This window comes from Streptosporangiales bacterium (assembly GCA_009379955.1).
In the GTDB taxonomy this organism is placed as follows: Bacteria; Actinomycetota; Actinomycetes; order Streptosporangiales; family WHST01; genus WHST01.
Genome location: WHST01000077.1, coordinates 14,621 through 31,462, shown reverse-complemented (window position 1 = coordinate 31,462; position 16,842 = coordinate 14,621). Strand labels below are relative to the sequence as shown.

13 protein-coding genes and 1 pseudogene are annotated in these 16,842 nt (G+C 70.9%); 9 read left to right on the top strand and 5 right to left on the bottom strand.

Annotated elements, in window-relative coordinates:
• Positions 1–230 precede the first annotated feature (230 nt).
• Together GEV10_21055 and GEV10_21050 are read left to right on the top strand one after the other, a co-directional pair.
• Positions 231–1,070 (top strand): TIGR03619 family F420-dependent LLM class oxidoreductase, encoded by an 840-nt coding sequence (locus GEV10_21055; GenBank protein MQA80936.1) that lies wholly within the window; start codon positions 231–233, stop codon positions 1,068–1,070.
• Between the two features lie 156 nt (positions 1,071–1,226).
• Complete coding sequence (locus tag GEV10_21050) at positions 1,227–2,477, top strand: amidohydrolase family protein (GenBank protein MQA80935.1); 1,251 nt, start codon at positions 1,227–1,229, stop codon at positions 2,475–2,477.
• On the opposite strand, the gene GEV10_21045 is transcribed toward GEV10_21050, so the two are convergent.
• Both GEV10_21045 and GEV10_21040 read right to left on the bottom strand, forming a co-directional pair.
• Positions 2,428–4,188, bottom strand: a complete 1,761-nt coding sequence (locus GEV10_21045) for a hypothetical protein (GenBank protein ID MQA80934.1) — start codon at positions 4,186–4,188, stop codon at positions 2,428–2,430. The two genes, GEV10_21050 and GEV10_21045, sit on opposite strands and share 50 nt — an antisense overlap.
• A gap of 112 nt (positions 4,189–4,300) precedes the next feature.
• Positions 4,301–5,686 (bottom strand): FAD-dependent oxidoreductase, encoded by a 1,386-nt coding sequence (locus tag GEV10_21040; GenBank protein ID MQA80933.1) that lies wholly within the window; start codon positions 5,684–5,686, stop codon positions 4,301–4,303.
• A gap of 534 nt (positions 5,687–6,220) precedes the next feature.
• On the opposite strand from GEV10_21040, the pseudogene GEV10_21035 reads away from it, so the two are divergent.
• A pseudogene (locus GEV10_21035) lies at positions 6,221–6,478 on the top strand (hypothetical protein).
• Between the two features lie 140 nt (positions 6,479–6,618).
• Here GEV10_21035 and GEV10_21030 read toward each other — a convergent pair.
• From GEV10_21030 to GEV10_21020, 3 genes are read right to left on the bottom strand one after another with little or no spacing between them, the layout of a single operon-like run.
• Positions 6,619–7,911, bottom strand: a complete 1,293-nt coding sequence (locus GEV10_21030; GenBank protein ID MQA80932.1) for an MFS transporter — start codon at positions 7,909–7,911, stop codon at positions 6,619–6,621.
• Positions 7,908–9,182, bottom strand: coding sequence for an MFS transporter (locus GEV10_21025; protein ID MQA80931.1), 1,275 nt, complete (start codon positions 9,180–9,182; stop codon positions 7,908–7,910). The genes GEV10_21030 and GEV10_21025 overlap by 4 nt, the downstream gene beginning before the upstream one ends.
• A gap of 56 nt (positions 9,183–9,238) precedes the next feature.
• Positions 9,239–10,117, bottom strand: coding sequence for an isocitrate lyase (locus GEV10_21020; GenBank protein ID MQA80930.1), 879 nt, complete (start codon positions 10,115–10,117; stop codon positions 9,239–9,241).
• A 50-nt stretch (positions 10,118–10,167) separates the two neighbouring features.
• Between GEV10_21020 and GEV10_21015 the strand changes: the two genes are divergently transcribed.
• From GEV10_21015 to GEV10_20990, 6 genes are all read left to right on the top strand, one after another.
• Positions 10,168–10,851 (top strand): FCD domain-containing protein, encoded by a 684-nt coding sequence (locus GEV10_21015; GenBank protein ID MQA80929.1) that lies wholly within the window; start codon positions 10,168–10,170, stop codon positions 10,849–10,851.
• Between the two features lie 25 nt (positions 10,852–10,876).
• The gene (locus GEV10_21010; protein ID MQA80928.1) at positions 10,877–12,379 is read left to right on the top strand and encodes an aldehyde dehydrogenase family protein; all 1,503 of its coding nucleotides are present in this window, start codon (positions 10,877–10,879) and stop codon (positions 12,377–12,379) included.
• A gap of 15 nt (positions 12,380–12,394) precedes the next feature.
• Positions 12,395–13,843, top strand: a complete 1,449-nt coding sequence (locus GEV10_21005; GenBank protein MQA80927.1) for an FAD-dependent oxidoreductase — start codon at positions 12,395–12,397, stop codon at positions 13,841–13,843.
• A complete protein-coding gene (locus tag GEV10_21000; protein ID MQA80926.1) occupies positions 13,840–14,670 on the top strand; it encodes a hydantoin racemase in 831 nt (276 codons plus the stop codon). The genes GEV10_21005 and GEV10_21000 overlap by 4 nt, the downstream gene beginning before the upstream one ends.
• A complete protein-coding gene (locus tag GEV10_20995) occupies positions 14,646–16,031 on the top strand; it encodes an FAD-dependent oxidoreductase (protein ID MQA80925.1) in 1,386 nt (461 codons plus the stop codon). The genes GEV10_21000 and GEV10_20995 overlap by 25 nt, the downstream gene beginning before the upstream one ends.
• A gap of 300 nt (positions 16,032–16,331) precedes the next feature.
• On the top strand, positions 16,332–16,766 hold the full coding sequence (locus GEV10_20990) for a hypothetical protein (GenBank protein MQA80924.1): 435 nt from the start codon (positions 16,332–16,334) through the stop codon (positions 16,764–16,766).
• The last annotated feature ends 76 nt before the right edge of the window (positions 16,767–16,842 follow it).

The following is a 16,842-nucleotide window of genomic DNA, read 5'->3' as shown; positions in this document are numbered from 1 at the left end:
GTCCTTCCCATGGCCCATGCGCCATGGGAAGGACGTACTCACCATGGGAAGCCGGCGCACCGGCCACGACTAGGGACCCAGCGGGGGGTGGTGGTCACCTTTCACCCGTAGGGGATGGCCCGCCAGGGTCCTCCAGTGGTTAACGTGATCAGCGGGGACTTCACCTCGTGCACGGACAGGGTGAAGTCATGTTCGCTGGATGAAGTGACGCCGAGGAGAGGGCGAGGCCGATGAAGTTCGGTGTCAGCATGTTCCCGACCCACTACGCGATCGACCCGGCGTCGCTGGCGCGCGAGGCCGAGCAGCGTGGGTTCGAGTCGCTGTTCTTCCCCGAGCACACGCACATCCCGACCAGTCGGCTGTCGCCGTACCCCAGTGGCGGGGAGCTGCCGCGGATGTACGTCCACACGTACGACCCCTTCGTCGCGTTGACGGCGGCCGCCGCGGCGACCGAGCGGCTGCTGGTCGCGACGGGAGTGTGCCTGGTGATCGAGCGCGACCCGATCGTCACGGCCAAGGAGGTCGCGAGCCTCGACGTGCTGTCCGGCGGCCGGTTGCTGTTCGGGGTGGGTGCCGGGTGGAACCGCGAGGAGATGGCCAACCACGGCACCGATCCACGTACCCGGATGGCGCTGCTCTCCGAACGGGTCCACGCGATGCGGCGGATCTGGACGACCGACGAGGCCGAGTACCACGGCACGTACGTCGACTTCGACCCGATCTGGTCGTGGCCCAAGCCGCGGCAGGAGCCGTACCCGCCGATCCTCGTCGGCGGCATGGGACCCACGGTCATCGACCGGGTGCTCGACTTCGGCGACGAGTGGCTCGCGCAGAACGTGACCGCCGACAAGGTCGAGGCGTTCGGCAAGCGCACGGCCGAGCTCCGCGGCCGAGCCGCCGAGGCGGGACGTCCCGACATCCCCGTCTCGATGTTCAACTCCGTCCCCGACCCGGCCGTCATCGAGGCGTACGCCACCGCCGGCGTCACCCGGTGTACCTTCCGGCTGCCCGCGGCCGGACGTGACGAGGTGCTGCCGAAGCTCGACGAGTTCGCCCGCTTCCTGGCCTGACGGTCACCGGGCCCGACACGGTGTCGGGTACGGGCCCGGGTACCCGACACTGTGTTCATTGTGACGCCGCTCGCCACACACCTACGTTGAGGCGAGCACGTCACCGGCAGTCTCCTCCCCGATGCCGGTGCCTCCTGCGGGAAGGATCCCGTCATCATGGGCATGAGCGACCCACGCGCAGCCGACCTCGTCCTCCTGAACGGCCGACTGCTGACCATGGGCGGTCACCCGGGTGAGGCCCAGGCATTGGCCGTGCAGAACGGTCGCATCATCGCGGTGGGCTCCGACCAGGAGATCGAACGACTGGTCGGTGGGACCACCGAGGTCGTGGAGCTCGGGGGGCGCTACGCGATGCCGGGTCTCGCGGACTGCCACGTCCACCTCGCGAGCGACGCCGCCCGCAGCGCCGACTCGGTCGAGTGCCGCGACTTCTACGATCCCAGCATCAGGACGGTGGAGCACCTGCTCGACCGGCTGAGGGAGCAGGCGAGCAATGTGGCGCCGGGCAGCTGGGTGATCGGCAGGGGCAGCCCGCTGCAGGACTTCCGGCTGCGCGACGGACGCCTGCCGACGTGCGCGGAGCTCGACCGGGCCGCACCCGACCATCCGGCCTACATCTACTTCGGCGCACACCTGCTCGTCGCGAACACCAGGGCGATGAGCGAGCAGGGCATCGACAGGGACACCCCGAGCCCGCAGGGCGGCACGGTCGTCAAGGACGCGGAGGGGAACCCGACCGGGGTGTTCCGCGAGCGCGCACAGTTCCTCATCAAGCCGCGCGGCACGCCGATCGGTCCCGAGGAGCTGGCCGAACGCATCGCGATCGAGCTGGACAAGTGCAGCCGCCGCGGAGTCACGACGATCCACGACATCGTCACCGACCGGAACGAGATCCTCGCGTACCAGCTGCTCGCACGCGACGGCTGCCTCCGCGTCCGCGTGCACCTGGTCATCAGGGTGATCGAGTCGAACTTCACCAAGTGGAGCCTCGAGGATCTGGGACTCATCCACGGGTTCGGTGGTGAGTGGCTCCAGATCGGTGGCATCAAGATGAGCATCGACGGCGGCTTCACCGGCAAGAACGCCGCCTTCAGCGAACCGCTCGACAACGACGAGGGGCACGAGCACCCGGGACTCGTCCGGATCAAGCAGGACGAGCTGGACGAGACCGTCGAGCGCTACCACCGGGCCGGGATGCGCATCTGCACGCACGCCATCGGCGACGTCGCCCTCGACATGATCCTGCAGTCGTACGAGAAGGCGCAGGCGGCGTACCCGCGCCTCGACCACCGCCACCGCGTCGAGCACATGGGCAACTGGATGATGACGCCCGAACGCGTCGAGCGCGCCCGCCGGATCAACCTGCTGCCGATCCCGAACCCGCCGTTCCCTCTTCTACATGGGTGACCCCATCGTGGAGATGATCCAGCGCCGGGTGACCGAGCAGGGCTTCGGCTTCCGCAGCCTGTGGGACGCCGGCTTCCCGCTGACGTTCGGCTCGGACTCGCCCGGCTACTACTCCGTCGACCCGCTCCGCGACCTCGGCACGGCGGTGGCGCACCAGACGCTCAGCGGTGCGGTCATCACGCCGGGGGAGTCGCTCACCCTCGCCGAGGCGTTGCGCGCGCAGACCGTCAACGCCGCGTACACCGGGTTCCGCGAGCGGACCGAGGGCACCCTCGAGGCCGGCAAGGTCGCGGACGTCGCGGTGCTCGGCGACGACCCGTTCTCCGTCGCGCCGGAGAAGTTCGGTGAGCTGCCGATCGACCTGACCGTGTCCGGGGGCGAGGTGGTCTTCCGCCGCGACTCGGTGAAGGACCGCGTCCACCTGGGCTGACCGTGCTGGTGCTGCGACGACGAAGGAGGCCCCGATGGCAGGACCCGCCGACGTGATCTTCGAGAACGGCACGTTCCACACGATGCGTCGTGAGGGCGACACCGTCGAGGCGCTCGCCGTCGCCCACGGCGTCATCGTGGCGGCCGGCACCGCGGCGGAGTGCCGGGAGCTCGCCGGTAGGGACACCGAACGCGTCGACCTCGGCGGCGGGGTCGCGTTCCCCGGGTTCGCCGACAGCCACGTCCACCTGCTCAAGTCCGCGCTCGCGTACGCGAGCAGTGTCGCGACCGCGAACGCGGTGCTCGCCATCGCCTGCTCGATCGTGTCGAACGGGCCGCGGTACGACGTGCCCGGGTACGCGGCGAAGTGCGCGTTGATGTGCACGTCGATGCGCGTGATCTCGGCGGGATCACCGACGCCGGCGTGCAGGTCGGCGGCGGCGATCGCGGGGGCCATGTTGTCGCCGAGGACCGGGTAGCGCTTGAACCAGACCTCGTGGATCGCCTCCGCGCGGGGCGGCTCCGTCCACGACGGCGGGACGTCGATCGCGCAGAACGCGGTGAGGAAACCCTGCGGTCCGGCGAGCGGCTCGGCCGGCCCGCGTACACCCGCCTCGGCCAGCAGCGCCGCCATCGTGCCGCGCCAGGCGGCGATCCCGTTCTGCCATCGCCAGTCCTGCGCGCCCGACCGCACCGGTTCGAGCAGCCCGCCCGTGACGTCCGTCGCGAGCCCGATGGCGTTGCCCGCCTCGGTGTCGTCGAGCCCGAGCACGGTCGCGGCTCCCACCGCGGCACCGATCGAGCCGAGGGTCGGGCTCGCGCGGAAGCCCCGCTCGACGAGCGCACGGCCGACTGCTCCGTGCGCGCCGAGCCAGTTGAGCGCCGAGTAGCCGGCGGCGACTCCGCGCACCAGCGCGTCGACCGACGTGCGGCGGTCCTCCGCGACCGCGACGACGGCGGGGACGATCAGCGAACCCGGATGCGCCCAGGCGTCCATGTCCGTATCGTCGTGGAAGTGTGCGTGCGCCGAGATCCCGTTGAGCAGCGCGGCGTCTCCGACGGTGGCGCGACGTCCGGTGGGCCACACGAGCGGGCCCTCGCCGCCGGCGGTCGTCGAGAGCACCGACGCAGCGGCCCCGACCGTCTCGTCGTCCCCGGCGGACAGTCCGAGCGCCAGCGCGTCGAGCAGGCAGAGGACGGCCTTCTCGCGGACGCCGGGCGCGAGCTCCGCGTCGCGCATGTCGCGTGCGTGCGCGGCGAGCAGCGCCGTCGGGCCGGTCATACGCGCCCGCCTCCTCCCGCGTCTCCGGCAGGTGCCGCGCCAACCAGCAGGGTGGTGCGGTGGGCGACGCGGCCCCTCCCCCCGGCGCGCTCGTCGAGCTCCTGCGCTGCGCTCATGCTTTCGCCCCCGCCGCGCGCGTACCCGCGATGCGGCCGAACACCGCGGACTTGCCCAGCGACGAGCCCGTCATGTACGCGGTGCCGTGGAGTCCGCCGGTGATCTCACCGGCGGCGTACAGGCCCTCGATCGGTTCGCCGAACACGTCGAGCACCTCGGTGTCGGGGGTGATGCGCAGGCCGCAGTACGTCGCGAGCATCGCGGTGGTCGACGGGAACGCGTAGAACGGCGGCCTGGTGAGCGGCACCAGCTCGCCGGCGTGGTGGCAGAGCCCGTCGCGCCCGAACTCGGTGTCGACGCCGGCCGCGACGGCGCGGTTGTAGCGCTCGACGGACTCGCCCAGCGTCGCGCCGTCGACGTCGATCGCGGCGCCGAGGTCGGCCCAGGTGTCGGCGGTGACGACGAGACCCCGGCCCAGCAGTGCCTCGAGGTCGAAGAGCGGCACGCCGGGCGACGACGCGTCCATCACCGTCTGGTCGAACACTTGGTAGCACAGGGCGTCGGTCTGGTCGAGGCACGCGTCGCCGAGGGTCTTGTACGACAGCGACTCGTCGACGAACCTCCGACCCTCCCTGTTGACGATGACGGCGCCGAGGTAGAACGCGAGCAGGATCTCGTGCTTGTCGGACGCCGCGCTCGGATGCGTGCCGAACGTGCCCTTGACGTAGCCCATGTCGCGCATGTCGGCGCCGAGCGCCCACGCCATCCGCAGCCCGGTGCCGGTGTTGCCCGCGCCGCCGATGCGCAGTGCCCGCGCCTGGCGGGGAGCGAAGGTCTCGAGCATCTCGTCGCCGTGGCAGAAGCCGCCGGCGGCCAGCACGACGCCACGGCGTGCCATGACCCGGGTCTCCGTGCCGTCGATCGACGCCAGGACGCCCTCGACCCGGCCGTTCGCCTCGGCGCGGAGCAGGCGCAGCACCGGTGCGTCCGTCGTGACGGTGACGCCCGCGGCGACGGCGCGCTCGGTGAGCGTGCGGATCAGGGTGGGGGTGTCGGTGTGATGGCTGCGCGCGACCGACTGGCCGGCGCTCAGCTCGACCGCGTCGAACGTCACGCCGCGGCTGGTGAGCCAGTCGTACAGCAGTGCCTGGGAGTCGGCGTAGCGGCGGACGAGACGTTCGTCGTTGCGCTCCTCGCCGACCGTGCGCAGGTCGTCGTACAGCAGGTCGGCGGAGTCGGTGATGCCGCGCCGTCGCTGCATCGGGGTGTCGGCGAGGGCGACGAAGCCACCGCTGAGGACGGTGCTGCCGCCGAGTGCGGGCTGCCGCTCGAGGAGCACGACGTCCGCGCCGTGGTCGGCTGCCTCGGTCGCCGCGCACACACCCGCCAGCCCGCCGCCGACCACGACGACGTCCGTGGCGAGCTCCTGCGGTTCAGCCATGGTCGCTCCTTCCGGTCAGGGCCTCGCGTGCCTTCGCCGCGGCGGCTGCGGTGACGTCGTCCGGCGCCCGCGCGAGACCGTGGCGGTGGCTGACGGCGAGTCCCGATCGTCGGGACAGCCACACGAGCGCCTCCGCATGGGTGAGCAGCGCGGCGAGTGCGTCGACCACCGGCAGTCCGGCGAGCTCGCGTACGCCGCCGCGGGTGAGCATGCTGTTGAGCACGCCCTCCGCGGGGACGAGCAGGTCGGCCTCGGCGTCGTCGCAGCGTCGCGCCGCCCGCTCCAGCCGGGGGAGCAGCGCGGTCGGGTCGTCGTAGGCGCGGTCGATGTCGTCCTCGGAGAGCGGCGGGTCGATCTCGACGATCGCCGCGACGCGACGGCCGTAGCCGTACCTCTCGGCGAGCTCGGTCAGCCGCTCACGGTTCGCCGCCGCGATTCCCAGCAGCCCGAAGCGCCTGCCGGCGGCGGCGCTCATCAGCAGCGCGCTCTCGCAGAGGCTGACGACGGGGATGTCGACCGCGCTGCGCAGCTCGTCGACGATCGGGTCGAAGAAGCAGCAGACCGCGAACGCGTCGTAGCCGTCGCGCTCGGCGCGGCGGGCGTTCTCGAGCAGCTGCACGCCGAGCAGGTACTCGACCGCGGGGAAGCGAAGCACGTCGATCGGCGGCACGCCAGGCGGGTAGGTGCCCGGCGCGACCCCGTGGACGTCGACGGTGGTGCCGGGACGCACGCACCTGGCCGCGTGCTGGTCGAGCTGGCGCGCGTACCCGGGCAACCGGTCGAGGTCGGTGACACTCTGCAGCCAGATCCGGACGGGCGGGTCGTCGATCATTGCCTCACGCGCCCGCCTACGGCAGGTGCCGCGACGACGCCCGGCCCGGTCCGACAGGCGTCGCGACCCCTACCTGCGGCTCGCTTCTCGGCTCCTGCGCTCACTGGGTCGGCTCCTCGGCGACGTTCGGGACGGCCGCGGACGCGTCGGCCGAGGTCGCCGCGTCGACCTGGTCGACGTTCTTGCCCCTGCTGTCCTTGAACAGCCACGCGATCACCGCGAGCGCGGCGAACAGCGCGGCGCCGACGTAGACGATGACCTGGTATCCGTACACGGGATAGATGGCGGCCGTCAGCAGCGGTGGGAAGAAGGAGAGGCCGCGCGCGACCTGCAGCGACGCGGACACGCCGGTCGACCTGACCTCGGTCGGGAACTGCTCGCTGAACAGCGCGCCGAAGACCGAGACCGCCGCGGTGCCGAGGTAGTGGAAGAAGAACGGCACGAGGATCCAGAGGCTGCCGAGCAGCGACTCCCAGGTGTACGCGAGGACGAGACCGCCGACCGCCGCCGTGCCGGCGAGGTAGGTGAGCGTGATCCGGCGTCCCCAGCGGTCCGTGGTGTAGGCGCCCATGACGCAGCCGAGGAAGCCCGCGACCGTGCTCAGGAAGATCCACCACGCGGTCTTGCCGAAGCTGAACCCCTGGTTCTCGATGAGGTACGTCGGCAGGAACGAGGTGACCCCGTAGAAGGCGAAGAACTGGAAGACGCCGGCGAAGACGCAGAGCGCGAACGGCACCAGGAAGGCCTTGCGGCGCAGGATGCTCCAGTCGGTCGGCGCGCGTTCCCGCCTGCGCTGCCACACGTCGGACTCGGGGGCGGCGAACCTGACGATCAGTGCCACGACGATCGGCACGCTCGAGACCACGAACACCCAGCGCCAGCCGATGGCACCGAGCACCACCCCGCCGACGATCACGGCGAACGTCTTGCCGACGTACGTGCCGCTGTAGAGCATGCTGCTCCACCAGCCGCGCCGCCTCGCCGGCATGACCTCGGAGACGAGCGTCTGGCCGACGCCGAACTCGCCGCCGAGACCGATCCCGGCGAACACGGTCAGCACCAGCAGCACCTCGTAGTTGGGTGCGAACGCCCGCGCGAGCGTGAAGACCGAGTAGATGACGATCGTCCACATCAGGATGCGTTGCCGGCCGAAACGATCGGCGAGGAAGCCGAAGAGCACGCCGCCGATCGCGAGCGCGGCGAGCTGCAGCGAGAAGAAGTACGCGGTCTGGCCGGGGTGGAGGTCGAACTCCTGGCTGATCTGCACCGCGAGGAACGTGACGAGGAAGATCTCGTAGTAGTCGAAGACCCACCCGACGAACGCGCTGAGCCACGCGTTGAGCTGCGGCTTGGTGGTCCGGTCGGTCTGGTTGAGCAGAGCCATGTCGCTCATCGCCAATCGGTCGGGACGTGACGCGCCGCGTCGGTGGGTACGAGGTCGGTCTCGTAGTGCCTGCGGAATGCCCAGGCGACGATGGCGAGCAGCAGGAACTCCGCCGTGCTGAGGAGCACGACCGGCTCGTAGCCGAACCTGGGGAGCAGGAAGCCGGCGATCAGCGGCGGGAAGAGGGAGAGGCCGCGCGCGATCTGCAGTGCCGAGGAGACCGCGGTGGTGCGGATCTCCGCGGGGAACATCTCGCTGAACAGCACGCCGAACGCGACGGCGCCGTTGGACCCGACGAAGAAGAAGAAGAACGGGATCAGGATCAGCCCGTTGTCGAGCATCTGGTTCCAGCCGAGCACGAGCACGACGCCCGCGAGGCCGGCAGTGGCCGCGAGCATCGACAGCGTCGCGCGGCGACCGAACCTGTCGTTGCTGTACGCGCCCCACACGCAGCCGACGAGCCCGGCGATCCCGGTGAAGAACAGCCACCACGACGCCTTGGACATGCTGAAGCCCTGGTCGACCAGGTAGGTGGGAAGGAAGGTCGCGATGCCGTAGTACGCGAAGAACTGCAGGATCGCCGCGAACAGGCAGAGCAGGAAGCGGGGGAGGAATCGGCGGCTGACGATGGTGCGTACCGGCCTGGTGGTGCGCGCGGCCCGCTTGCCATCCTCGCGCGCACGCTGCCACGCCTTCGACTCCGGTGACTTGAGCCGGACGAAGACGGCGAAGAGCACGGGGAACCCGGAGATGGCGAACGTCACGCGCCAACCGACCTCGGGCGCGACGTACCCGCCGACGACCGCGCCGAGCATGATGCCGAGGTAGATGCCGCCGTACAGCAGGCCGCTGTACCAGCCGCGCCGGCGTGCCGGCATGACCTCTGCCACCAGCGTCTGGCCGACGCCGTACTCGCCGCCGATGCCGAGGCCCGCGATCGCGGTGAGCACCAGGAGCATGGGGAAGTTCGGCGCGAACGCGCGGGCGAACGTGGCGACGCCGAACAGCACGATCGTCCAGAAGAGGATGCGCTTGCGCCCGAACCGGTCCGCGAGCATGCCGAAGCCGACGCCGCCGATGCCGAGGAACAGCAGCTGCACGGCGAAGATCATCGAGACCTGCCCCGTGTTCAGCCCGAACTCCTTGGCGATCGGGATGACGAGCAGCGACATCAGGAAGACCTCGTAGTAGTCGAAGATCCACCCGACCGTCGCGCCGAGGAACGCGCTGCGTCGTTCGGCCGGCGTGTGGTCAGGCTCGCTCAGCGTTGAGCTGCTCACGACATCGTCCTTCCGTCGTGTCCGCCGCACCGCCCCGTCGGGACGGCGGACGGGCGTCACTCCTGGGTTGCGGCGAAGCGCTGCTCGCGCTCGTCCCAGACGGCCTTGTTCACCAGGGCGTCCCGGTCGTCGAAGGTGGTCAGCTGATCGGAGATCGCGCTCGTCGAACCGTGCTGCCGCAGCTCGGCCGCGGCGCGGCGCATGGCGTGGATCGACGCGCGCTGCAGGTCCGAGGGCACGATGACGATGCGGTAGCCCATGGCCGCGAGGTCGTCGGTGGACACGGTCGGCGTCCTGCCGCCCTCGAACATGTTGATCAGCAGGGTGTGTCCCGCGAGCCGTTCGGCGACGGTCTCGATCTGTGCGCGGTCGGTCGGCGCCTCGACGAAGAGGATCTCCGCGCCCGCCTCGGCGTACCGCAACGCGCGGTCGACGGCGGCGTCGAGCCCCTCGGCCGCCACAGCGTCGGTGCGTGCGATGACGAGCGGACCGTCCGGACCGCGGGACTCGATGGTCGCGGCGATCTTCCCCACCATCTCCTCGGCCGTGATCACGGCCTTTCCGGCGTAGTGGCCGCACTTCTTGGGCGTGACCTGGTCCTCGAGCTGGTACGCGGCGGCGCCGAGTCGGGTGAACTCGCGGACCGTGCGGTGGACGTTGAGCGCGTTGCCGTAGCCGGTGTCGATGTCGACGACGACCGGCACCTCGACCGCGTCGCAGATCTGGGCGATCCGGTCGCGCACCTCGGTCATGGACAGCAGGCCGAGGTCGGGCAGCCCGCAGCTGCGGGCGATCGCGCCCCCGCTGACGTAGACGGACTCGAAGCCCGCCTCCTCGGCGACGCGAGCGGAGATGCCGTCGTACACGCCGGGCAGGACGAGCAGCTCGTCGCGGGCGACGAGGCGGGCGAACCGCGCGCTGGGACTCTCGGTCATGGGCTGTAGTTTTGTAGACAGTTCGTCAAAACGTCAATATGGTGTGACCCGTGACTTTCGAGGGGAACCCGTCGGCGGGCCTGTCCCTGCAAGGGGAACGCCGATCGCTGCGCGACCTCGCGTACGGAACGCTCCGCGACGCCATCGTGCGCACCAGGATCGCGCCGGGAGCGCCGATCACCGAGGAGAAGATCGCCGCGGACCTCGGGGTCAGCCGCCCCGTCGTCCGCGAGGCGGTGCAGCGGCTGCAGTCGGAGGGTCTGATCGAGCGGGCAGGGAACGGGCGCATGTTCGTCCGGCCGGCGACGGTCGAGGACGCGCGTGCCCACTACGCCGTGCGCGGCGCGCTGGAGCAGCTCACCGTCGAGGAGGCGATCACGCGCTTGACGCCGGACGGCGTCGACCGTCTCGAGGGGGCACTCGCGCACATGCGCGAGGCACGCGACCGCACCGGCGGCAAGACCGTCGCCGACGGCGGCGGCGAGTTCCACGCGATCCTCGCCGACATCGCGGCCAACCCGGTCAACGCGCAGCTGATGGACATGATCAGGGCGCGCATGGACAGGTACAGGTACCTCAGCGTCGCGACCACCGCGGTCCGCACGGAGCAGTCGGTGCGCGAGCACGAGGAGATCCTCGACGCGCTGCGCGCGGGCGACGTCGAGGAGGCCAAGGCCGCCATGCGCCGGCACATCGCCGCGAGCGAGGAGTCGGCGCTGCACGCGCTGGACTGAGACAACGGTAGGAGAACGGTCGAGCATGCCGAATGATGCACGGGACGTGAAGCGCTACGGGCTCTTCGTCGACAACGCCTGGGTGGAGCCCTCGTCGGGCTCCTTCGTCGACGTCGAGGACCCGTACACCTGCCAGACGTGGGCCCAGGTGCCGGACGCGAGCGCGGCTGACGTCGACGCCGCCGTCGCGTCGGCGCGCAAGGCGTTCACGTCCGGTCCGTGGTCGGAGACCATCGCTCCTGAACGCGCGCGCGTCCTGCGCAGGTTCGGTGACCTGCTCGCCGACCATGCCGAGGAGCTCGCCGAGATCCAGGTGCGGGAGAACGGCAAGCTGGCGCGCGAGATGGTCGGCCAGATGCGGTTGCTCCCCGACCACTTCCACTACTACGCGGGACTGGCCCAGACCCACGGCGGCCGCACCAACCCCGTGCACCTGCCGGGGATGATGAACTACACCGTCCGCGAACCGCTCGGTGTCGTCGCGGCGGTCACGCCGTGGAACTCCCCGATCCTGCTGCTGGCGTGGAAGCTCGGTCCCGCGCTCGCCGCCGGCAACACCGTCGTCGCGAAGCCGTCCGAGATCACCCCCGTCTCGACGTTGCGACTCGCGGAGCTCGCCGTCGAGGCGGGCCTGCCGCCAGGGGTGTTCAACGTGGTGACCGGGCTCGCCGACCCCGCGGGCCGCGCGCTCTCCGAGCACCCGGGCGTCGACAAGATCGCGGTCACCGGATCGACGGCGACAGGCCGTGCGATCGCGCGGTCGGCCGGCGCGACGCTGACCAGGACGTCGCTGGAGCTCGGTGGCAAGTCGCCCAACATCGTGTTCGCCGACGCGGACCTCGACATCGCCATGAACGGCCTGGTCGCCGGCATCTTCGGTGCGAGCGGGCAGTCGTGCATGGCCGGCTCGCGCATCCTCGTGGAGGCATCCATCTACGACGAGGTCGTCGAGAAGCTGGGCGAGCGGGCGAAGGCGATACGCCTCGGCGACCCCCGTTCCGACGACACCGAGATGGGCACGATCGCGTCGCCCGCCCAGTTCGACAAGGTGCTGCGCTACTTCGACATCGCGCGCGGCGAGGGCGCGCGCCTCGTCGCGGGCGGCCGGCGCGCGACCGGGCCGGGACTCGACCAGGGACTGTTCGTCGAGCCGACCGTGTTCGCCGACGTCACCAACGACATGCGCATCGCTCGCGAGGAGGTCTTCGGGCCGGTCGCCAGCGTCCTGCGGTTCGAGAGCGAGGACGAGGCGCTCGCGATCGCGAACGACACCGAGTTCGGCCTGGCCGCAGGGGTCTGGACCCTCAACCTGCCGCGGGCGCACCGGATGGCGTCGGCCCTGCGAGCCGGCACCGTGTGGGTCAACAACTACCGCAAGACGTCGTACCTCACGCCGTTCGGCGGCTTCGACCAGAGCGGGATCGGCCGGGAGAACGGGCCTGACGCGCTGGACGAGTACACCGAGGAGAAGAGCGTCTGGATCGACGTCGGTCAGGGCGTCAAGGACCCGTTCAACCCGCGAGCCTGAGACCGGAGGCGAATCATGAGCGAAGAGTACGACGTGGTGGTCGTCGGTTCCGGCGTCGCAGGACTGTCGGCGGCGCTGGCCGCGCGCGAGGAGGGGGCGCGCGTTGCCGTCCTCGAACGCGCCACGGAGGCGGAGAGCGGCGGCAACACCAGGTACACCGAGGCGTACCTGCGGATGAAGTCGGAGGACGACGTCTCCGACGACTTCGAGGACGCGCTGCTCGGCGACTTCATGGGATACCCCGATCCCGGCCTGACCGGCGAGCTCGTCCGCGACCGCTCGTCGTGGCCGGCCAACCTGCGCGCGATGCACATCCTCGACCCCGAGGTCGTCGGGGTGTTCGCCGCGTCGGCAGGCCCCACCCTGGCCTGGATGCGCGGCCACGGTGTCGCGTTCGGGCCGATCACCACGGGGTTCATCACCACCTCGACGACGCGGCTGGCGCCGGTCGGCGGCGGCCTCGCGCTCGTCGAGACGCTGGGCAAGGCGGCCCGCGAGCACGGCGTCGACTTCCACTACCTGACCGCGGGCAGGGACCTGCTCCGCGACGCCGACGGCACGGTGGTCGGTGTCAAGGCCGTCCGCGAGGGTGACCGGCCGGTCGAGTTCCGCGGACGCGTCGTGCTCGCGTGCGGTGGCTTCGAGGGCAACGCGGAGATGCAGGCGCGTTACCTCGGTCCCGGCTCGCTCGTCTGTCGCCCGATCGCCCGTGGCGGTTACTACAACAAGGGCGAGGGCATCGCGATGGCGCTACGGGCCGGCGCCGCACCGTCCGGCAACTTCAACCTGTTCCACGCCGAGCCGATGGACCCGCGGTCGGCGGCGCCCGAGCCCGCGATCTTCGCGTTCCCGTACGGCATCCTCGTCAACAGGGACGGCGAGCGGTTCGTCGACGAGGCTCCCGGTCCCGTCGACGCGACGTACGAGGCCATCACGCGGGTCATCAACGCGCAGCCGCAGGGCATCGGCTACCTGGTCCTCGACGAGAGGATCGAGGACGTGCCGACCTGGCAGCGCGCCGTGCGCACCGACCGGCCGGCCATCGTGGCGGACACCCTCGCCGACCTCGCCACCGCGCTCGACGTCCCCGCCGGGTCGTTGGAGTCGACGGTGGCGGCGTACAACGCGGCCTGTCGCGACGGTGAGTTCGACCCGCTGCGCACCGACGGTGTGGCGACTGTGGGACTGCATCCGCAGAAGTCCAACTGGGCACGTCCGATCGATGCGCCGCCGTACCGGGCGTACCCGATCATCGCGGCGAACGTCTTCACGTTCGGCGGACTCAAGATCGACCCGAGCGCGCGGGTGCTGACCCACGACGGCGCCGTGCTCCGCGGCCTGTACGCCGCGGGGGAGATCGTCGGGTCGTACTTCACCAGGTACGCGGGTTCGACGTCGGTGCTGAAGGGCGCGGTCTTCGGCAGGATCGCGGGCGTCGACGCGGCGAAGGGCGCAGCGCAGTGACCACGGACGCCGAAGGCGTTCGGATCTGGCACCAGAGCTTCACGGTGCTCGACGACGTCGGCGGCTACCGCGACGCGCTCGGCGACCACTTCGCGAAGGTCGCCAGGCCCGGCACGACCGTCGACCTGCACGGCATGGCGCCGGGCACGTACCCGACGGACTACCCGGGCACCCACATCAGGTACCTCCACCTGCAGCACCTGCTGCGCGAGCAGTTCGTCCGGGCGGCCGTGACGGCGGAGGAGCAGGGCTACGACGCGTTCTTCATCGCGACCATCCCCGACGTCGGCTTCGAGGAGATCCGCACTCTCGTCGACATCCCGGTCATCGCGTACGGGCAGGCGTCGCTGCTGGTCGGCGCGACGCTCGGCAGCCGCGTCGGCATCGTGAACTTCATCGACGACCTGCGGCCGCAGCTGCGCAGGAACGCCGAGACGTACGGGCTCGGCGGGCTGCTCGGACCGATCGTCTCGATCGACCTGCCGTTCGGCGGCATCCTCGACGGGTACCGCGACGCGGGACCGGTCGTCGACGCGTTCACCGCGGCGGCGCGCCGCGCGATCGAGGCGGGTGCCGAGGTCGTCGTGCCGGGGGAGGGCCCGCTCAACATCCTCCTGGCGCGCAATGGCGTGTCGTCCGTCGACGACGTGCCCGTCGTCGACTCGCTCGCCGCGGGTGTCAAGCTCTGCGAGGCGCGCGTCGACCTGCGCAGGTCCAGCGGCCTCGGGCCGTCGCGCCGCGGCCTCTTCCACGCCCGCCCGCCTGCGGAGCTGATCGCGGCCGCGCAGACGTTCGCCGGGGAATGGCGCGCGTCGGGTCACGCATGACCGCTGACGTGGTCGTGGTGGGTGCCGGCGCCTTCGGCCTCGCCACGGCGGCGACCCTCGCCGCGGCGGCACCGGCGGCGAAGATCCTCGTCTACGAACGCGACGTCACCACTCCCACCAACGCCGAGCTCGGCAGCGGGAGCGTGATCGCCGCGGGTACCCGCCTGCAGCGGCAGGCCGGTGTCGACGACGATCCCGACGCCATGGCGGACGACATCCTCGCCAAGAGCCACGGCACCGACGAGCGGCTCGTCCGCCGTCTGTGTGCCGAGTCCCCGCACGCGGTCGACTGGCTGCTCGACGAGGTGGGCGTCCCGCTCGAGCTGGCGACCGAAGCCAGGCGGGTCGGTCACGGCCGCATCCGGCTCCACGCGACCAGGGAGCGCTCGGGTGCCCCGCTGATCGGTGCCCTGCGCACGCACACGGTCGGCAGGCCGGGCGTGCGGATCGTCGACCACACGGCGGTGGCCGACCTCGTGTACGAGGGCGGCAGGGTGGCCGGCATCCGGACCGGCGCGGTGGACGGCGGGCTGGAGATGCGCGCCTCGGCGACCGTGCTCGCCTGCGGCGGGTTCGCCGCGGACCGCGCGACCATGGAGCGCTACCTCCCGACCGTGGCCTCGGCCAGGTACCTCGGGGGTCGAGGGCATCGCGGCGACGCCGTCCGCTGGGCCGCTGAGGTGAGTGCCGACCTCGTGGACATGGGCGGCTACCTGGGTCAGGGCTACGCCATCGCGTGCGCCACCGATCCGCGCCACCACGCCGCCCGGCTGAACCCGGGGATCGTGACCGCGGGCGCCGTCATCGTCGACCGCACCGGTCACCGCGTCGTGCGCGAGGACCAGGGCTACTCGGAGTGGGCAGGCGTCATGTTCGAGCGCTTCGGTGGCCTCGGCATCGCGGTGTGGGACGACCGCATCCAGCGCGCGTACGGCGACACCGGCGCCATGCGAGACGTGACCGCCGTCGACGGCGTGCACACGGCGGCGACCGTGGCGGAGCTGGCGACGCTCGTGGACGTACCGGCGCAGGCGTTGACGGCGACGGTGGACGCGTACAACGCGGGCATCGCGCGCGGGGTGGATCCGCTGGGGCGTGAGATCGGCGGCGAGCCCTTGCGGGCGCCGTTCTACGCGGCCGCGATCACCGGGGGCGTGCTGCAGTCGCTCGGCGGGATGCGGGTGGACGTGTGCGGGCGGGTGCTCGGAGTGGACGGTGCGCCGATCACGGATCTCTATGCGGGCGGGGCGGCCGCGGCGGGGCTGTCCGGTGGGTCTCCCGACGGGTACCTGTCGGGGTCGGGGCTCCTGACTTCCCTTGTGTTCGGGCGCATGGTGGGTCGGCATCTGGCCTCGCTCTAGGCGTTCTGTGGGCCGCTGCCTCACCCCTCTCTTTATTGTGTAAGTCGATCGTCGGGTGTCAAGAATCCGCACAACGTTGTTTGTGGGATTTGTGCGCTGGCGGAAACTTGACACACCCGACGATCGACCTGAACAGCGCGCATCTACGGGGTGAGGCAGCTCCTGTGGCTGCCGCGCTCGCCGGTCGCTGCGTGGTCTCCGGTCCGTGGCTGCCTTTTCGTTATCCTTCGTGACTCCGGTCGGATGCTAAAACCGCGGAATTCGTGGAGTACTGTCGGTGGCCCCGTCTAGTATTTGAATATGGACGAGGACAAGACCACACCGCCATCGGTCGAGGAACAGGCGTGGGAAGACATCCTCACCCTCACCGAGGTACTGGCCCGTCTCGCCCGGACCGACTTCGCGTCGGTCCCCGACGTCGACGGACTCGCGCTCGCCGCCGAAGAAGCAGTGCGGAAGGCGCCGCTGATGTTGCAGGCGCTCGCCCGGGAGATCCGCGACCGTGGCCTGCACGTCGACCGGGGTGCCCGGTCAGTGGAGTCCTACCTGCGGACGGTGCTGCGGATCGACACCAGCGAGGCGAAAGCCAGGCTCGCCGCCGTCGACGCCCTGCACCCCCGCACCCAACCGTCGGGTGAGGTGCCCAGCGGCGTCCCGCACACGATCCCCCCGAAATGGGTGGACCCGCAGCAGAAGCCCCGCCGCAACCGCATCCACGACCCACCCTCGAGGTGAGTTGTCAGTCGTCCATCGCCGCTGGTGCGGCGACCCCGGGCGGGTGACAAGGGTGGACTCGGTCGTGGTGCCGGTC

Coding starts and splice junctions, on each gene's coding strand:
- GEV10_21055 (MQA80936.1), top strand. CDS start 231: ATGAAGTTCGGTGTCAGCATGTTCCCGACCCACTACGCGATCGACCCG.
- GEV10_21050 (MQA80935.1), top strand. CDS start 1,227: ATGGGCATGAGCGACCCACGCGCAGCCGACCTCGTCCTCCTGAACGGC.
- GEV10_21045 (MQA80934.1), bottom strand. CDS start 4,188: ATGACCGGCCCGACGGCGCTGCTCGCCGCGCACGCACGCGACATGCGC.
- GEV10_21040 (MQA80933.1), bottom strand. CDS start 5,686: ATGGCTGAACCGCAGGAGCTCGCCACGGACGTCGTCGTGGTCGGCGGC.
- GEV10_21030 (MQA80932.1), bottom strand. CDS start 7,911: ATGAGCGACATGGCTCTGCTCAACCAGACCGACCGGACCACCAAGCCG.
- GEV10_21020 (MQA80930.1), bottom strand. CDS start 10,117: ATGACCGAGAGTCCCAGCGCGCGGTTCGCCCGCCTCGTCGCCCGCGAC.
- GEV10_21010 (MQA80928.1), top strand. CDS start 10,877: ATGCCGAATGATGCACGGGACGTGAAGCGCTACGGGCTCTTCGTCGAC.
- GEV10_21005 (MQA80927.1), top strand. CDS start 12,395: ATGAGCGAAGAGTACGACGTGGTGGTCGTCGGTTCCGGCGTCGCAGGA.
- GEV10_20995 (MQA80925.1), top strand. CDS start 14,646: ATGGCGCGCGTCGGGTCACGCATGACCGCTGACGTGGTCGTGGTGGGT.
- GEV10_20990 (MQA80924.1), top strand. CDS start 16,332: ATGGACGAGGACAAGACCACACCGCCATCGGTCGAGGAACAGGCGTGG.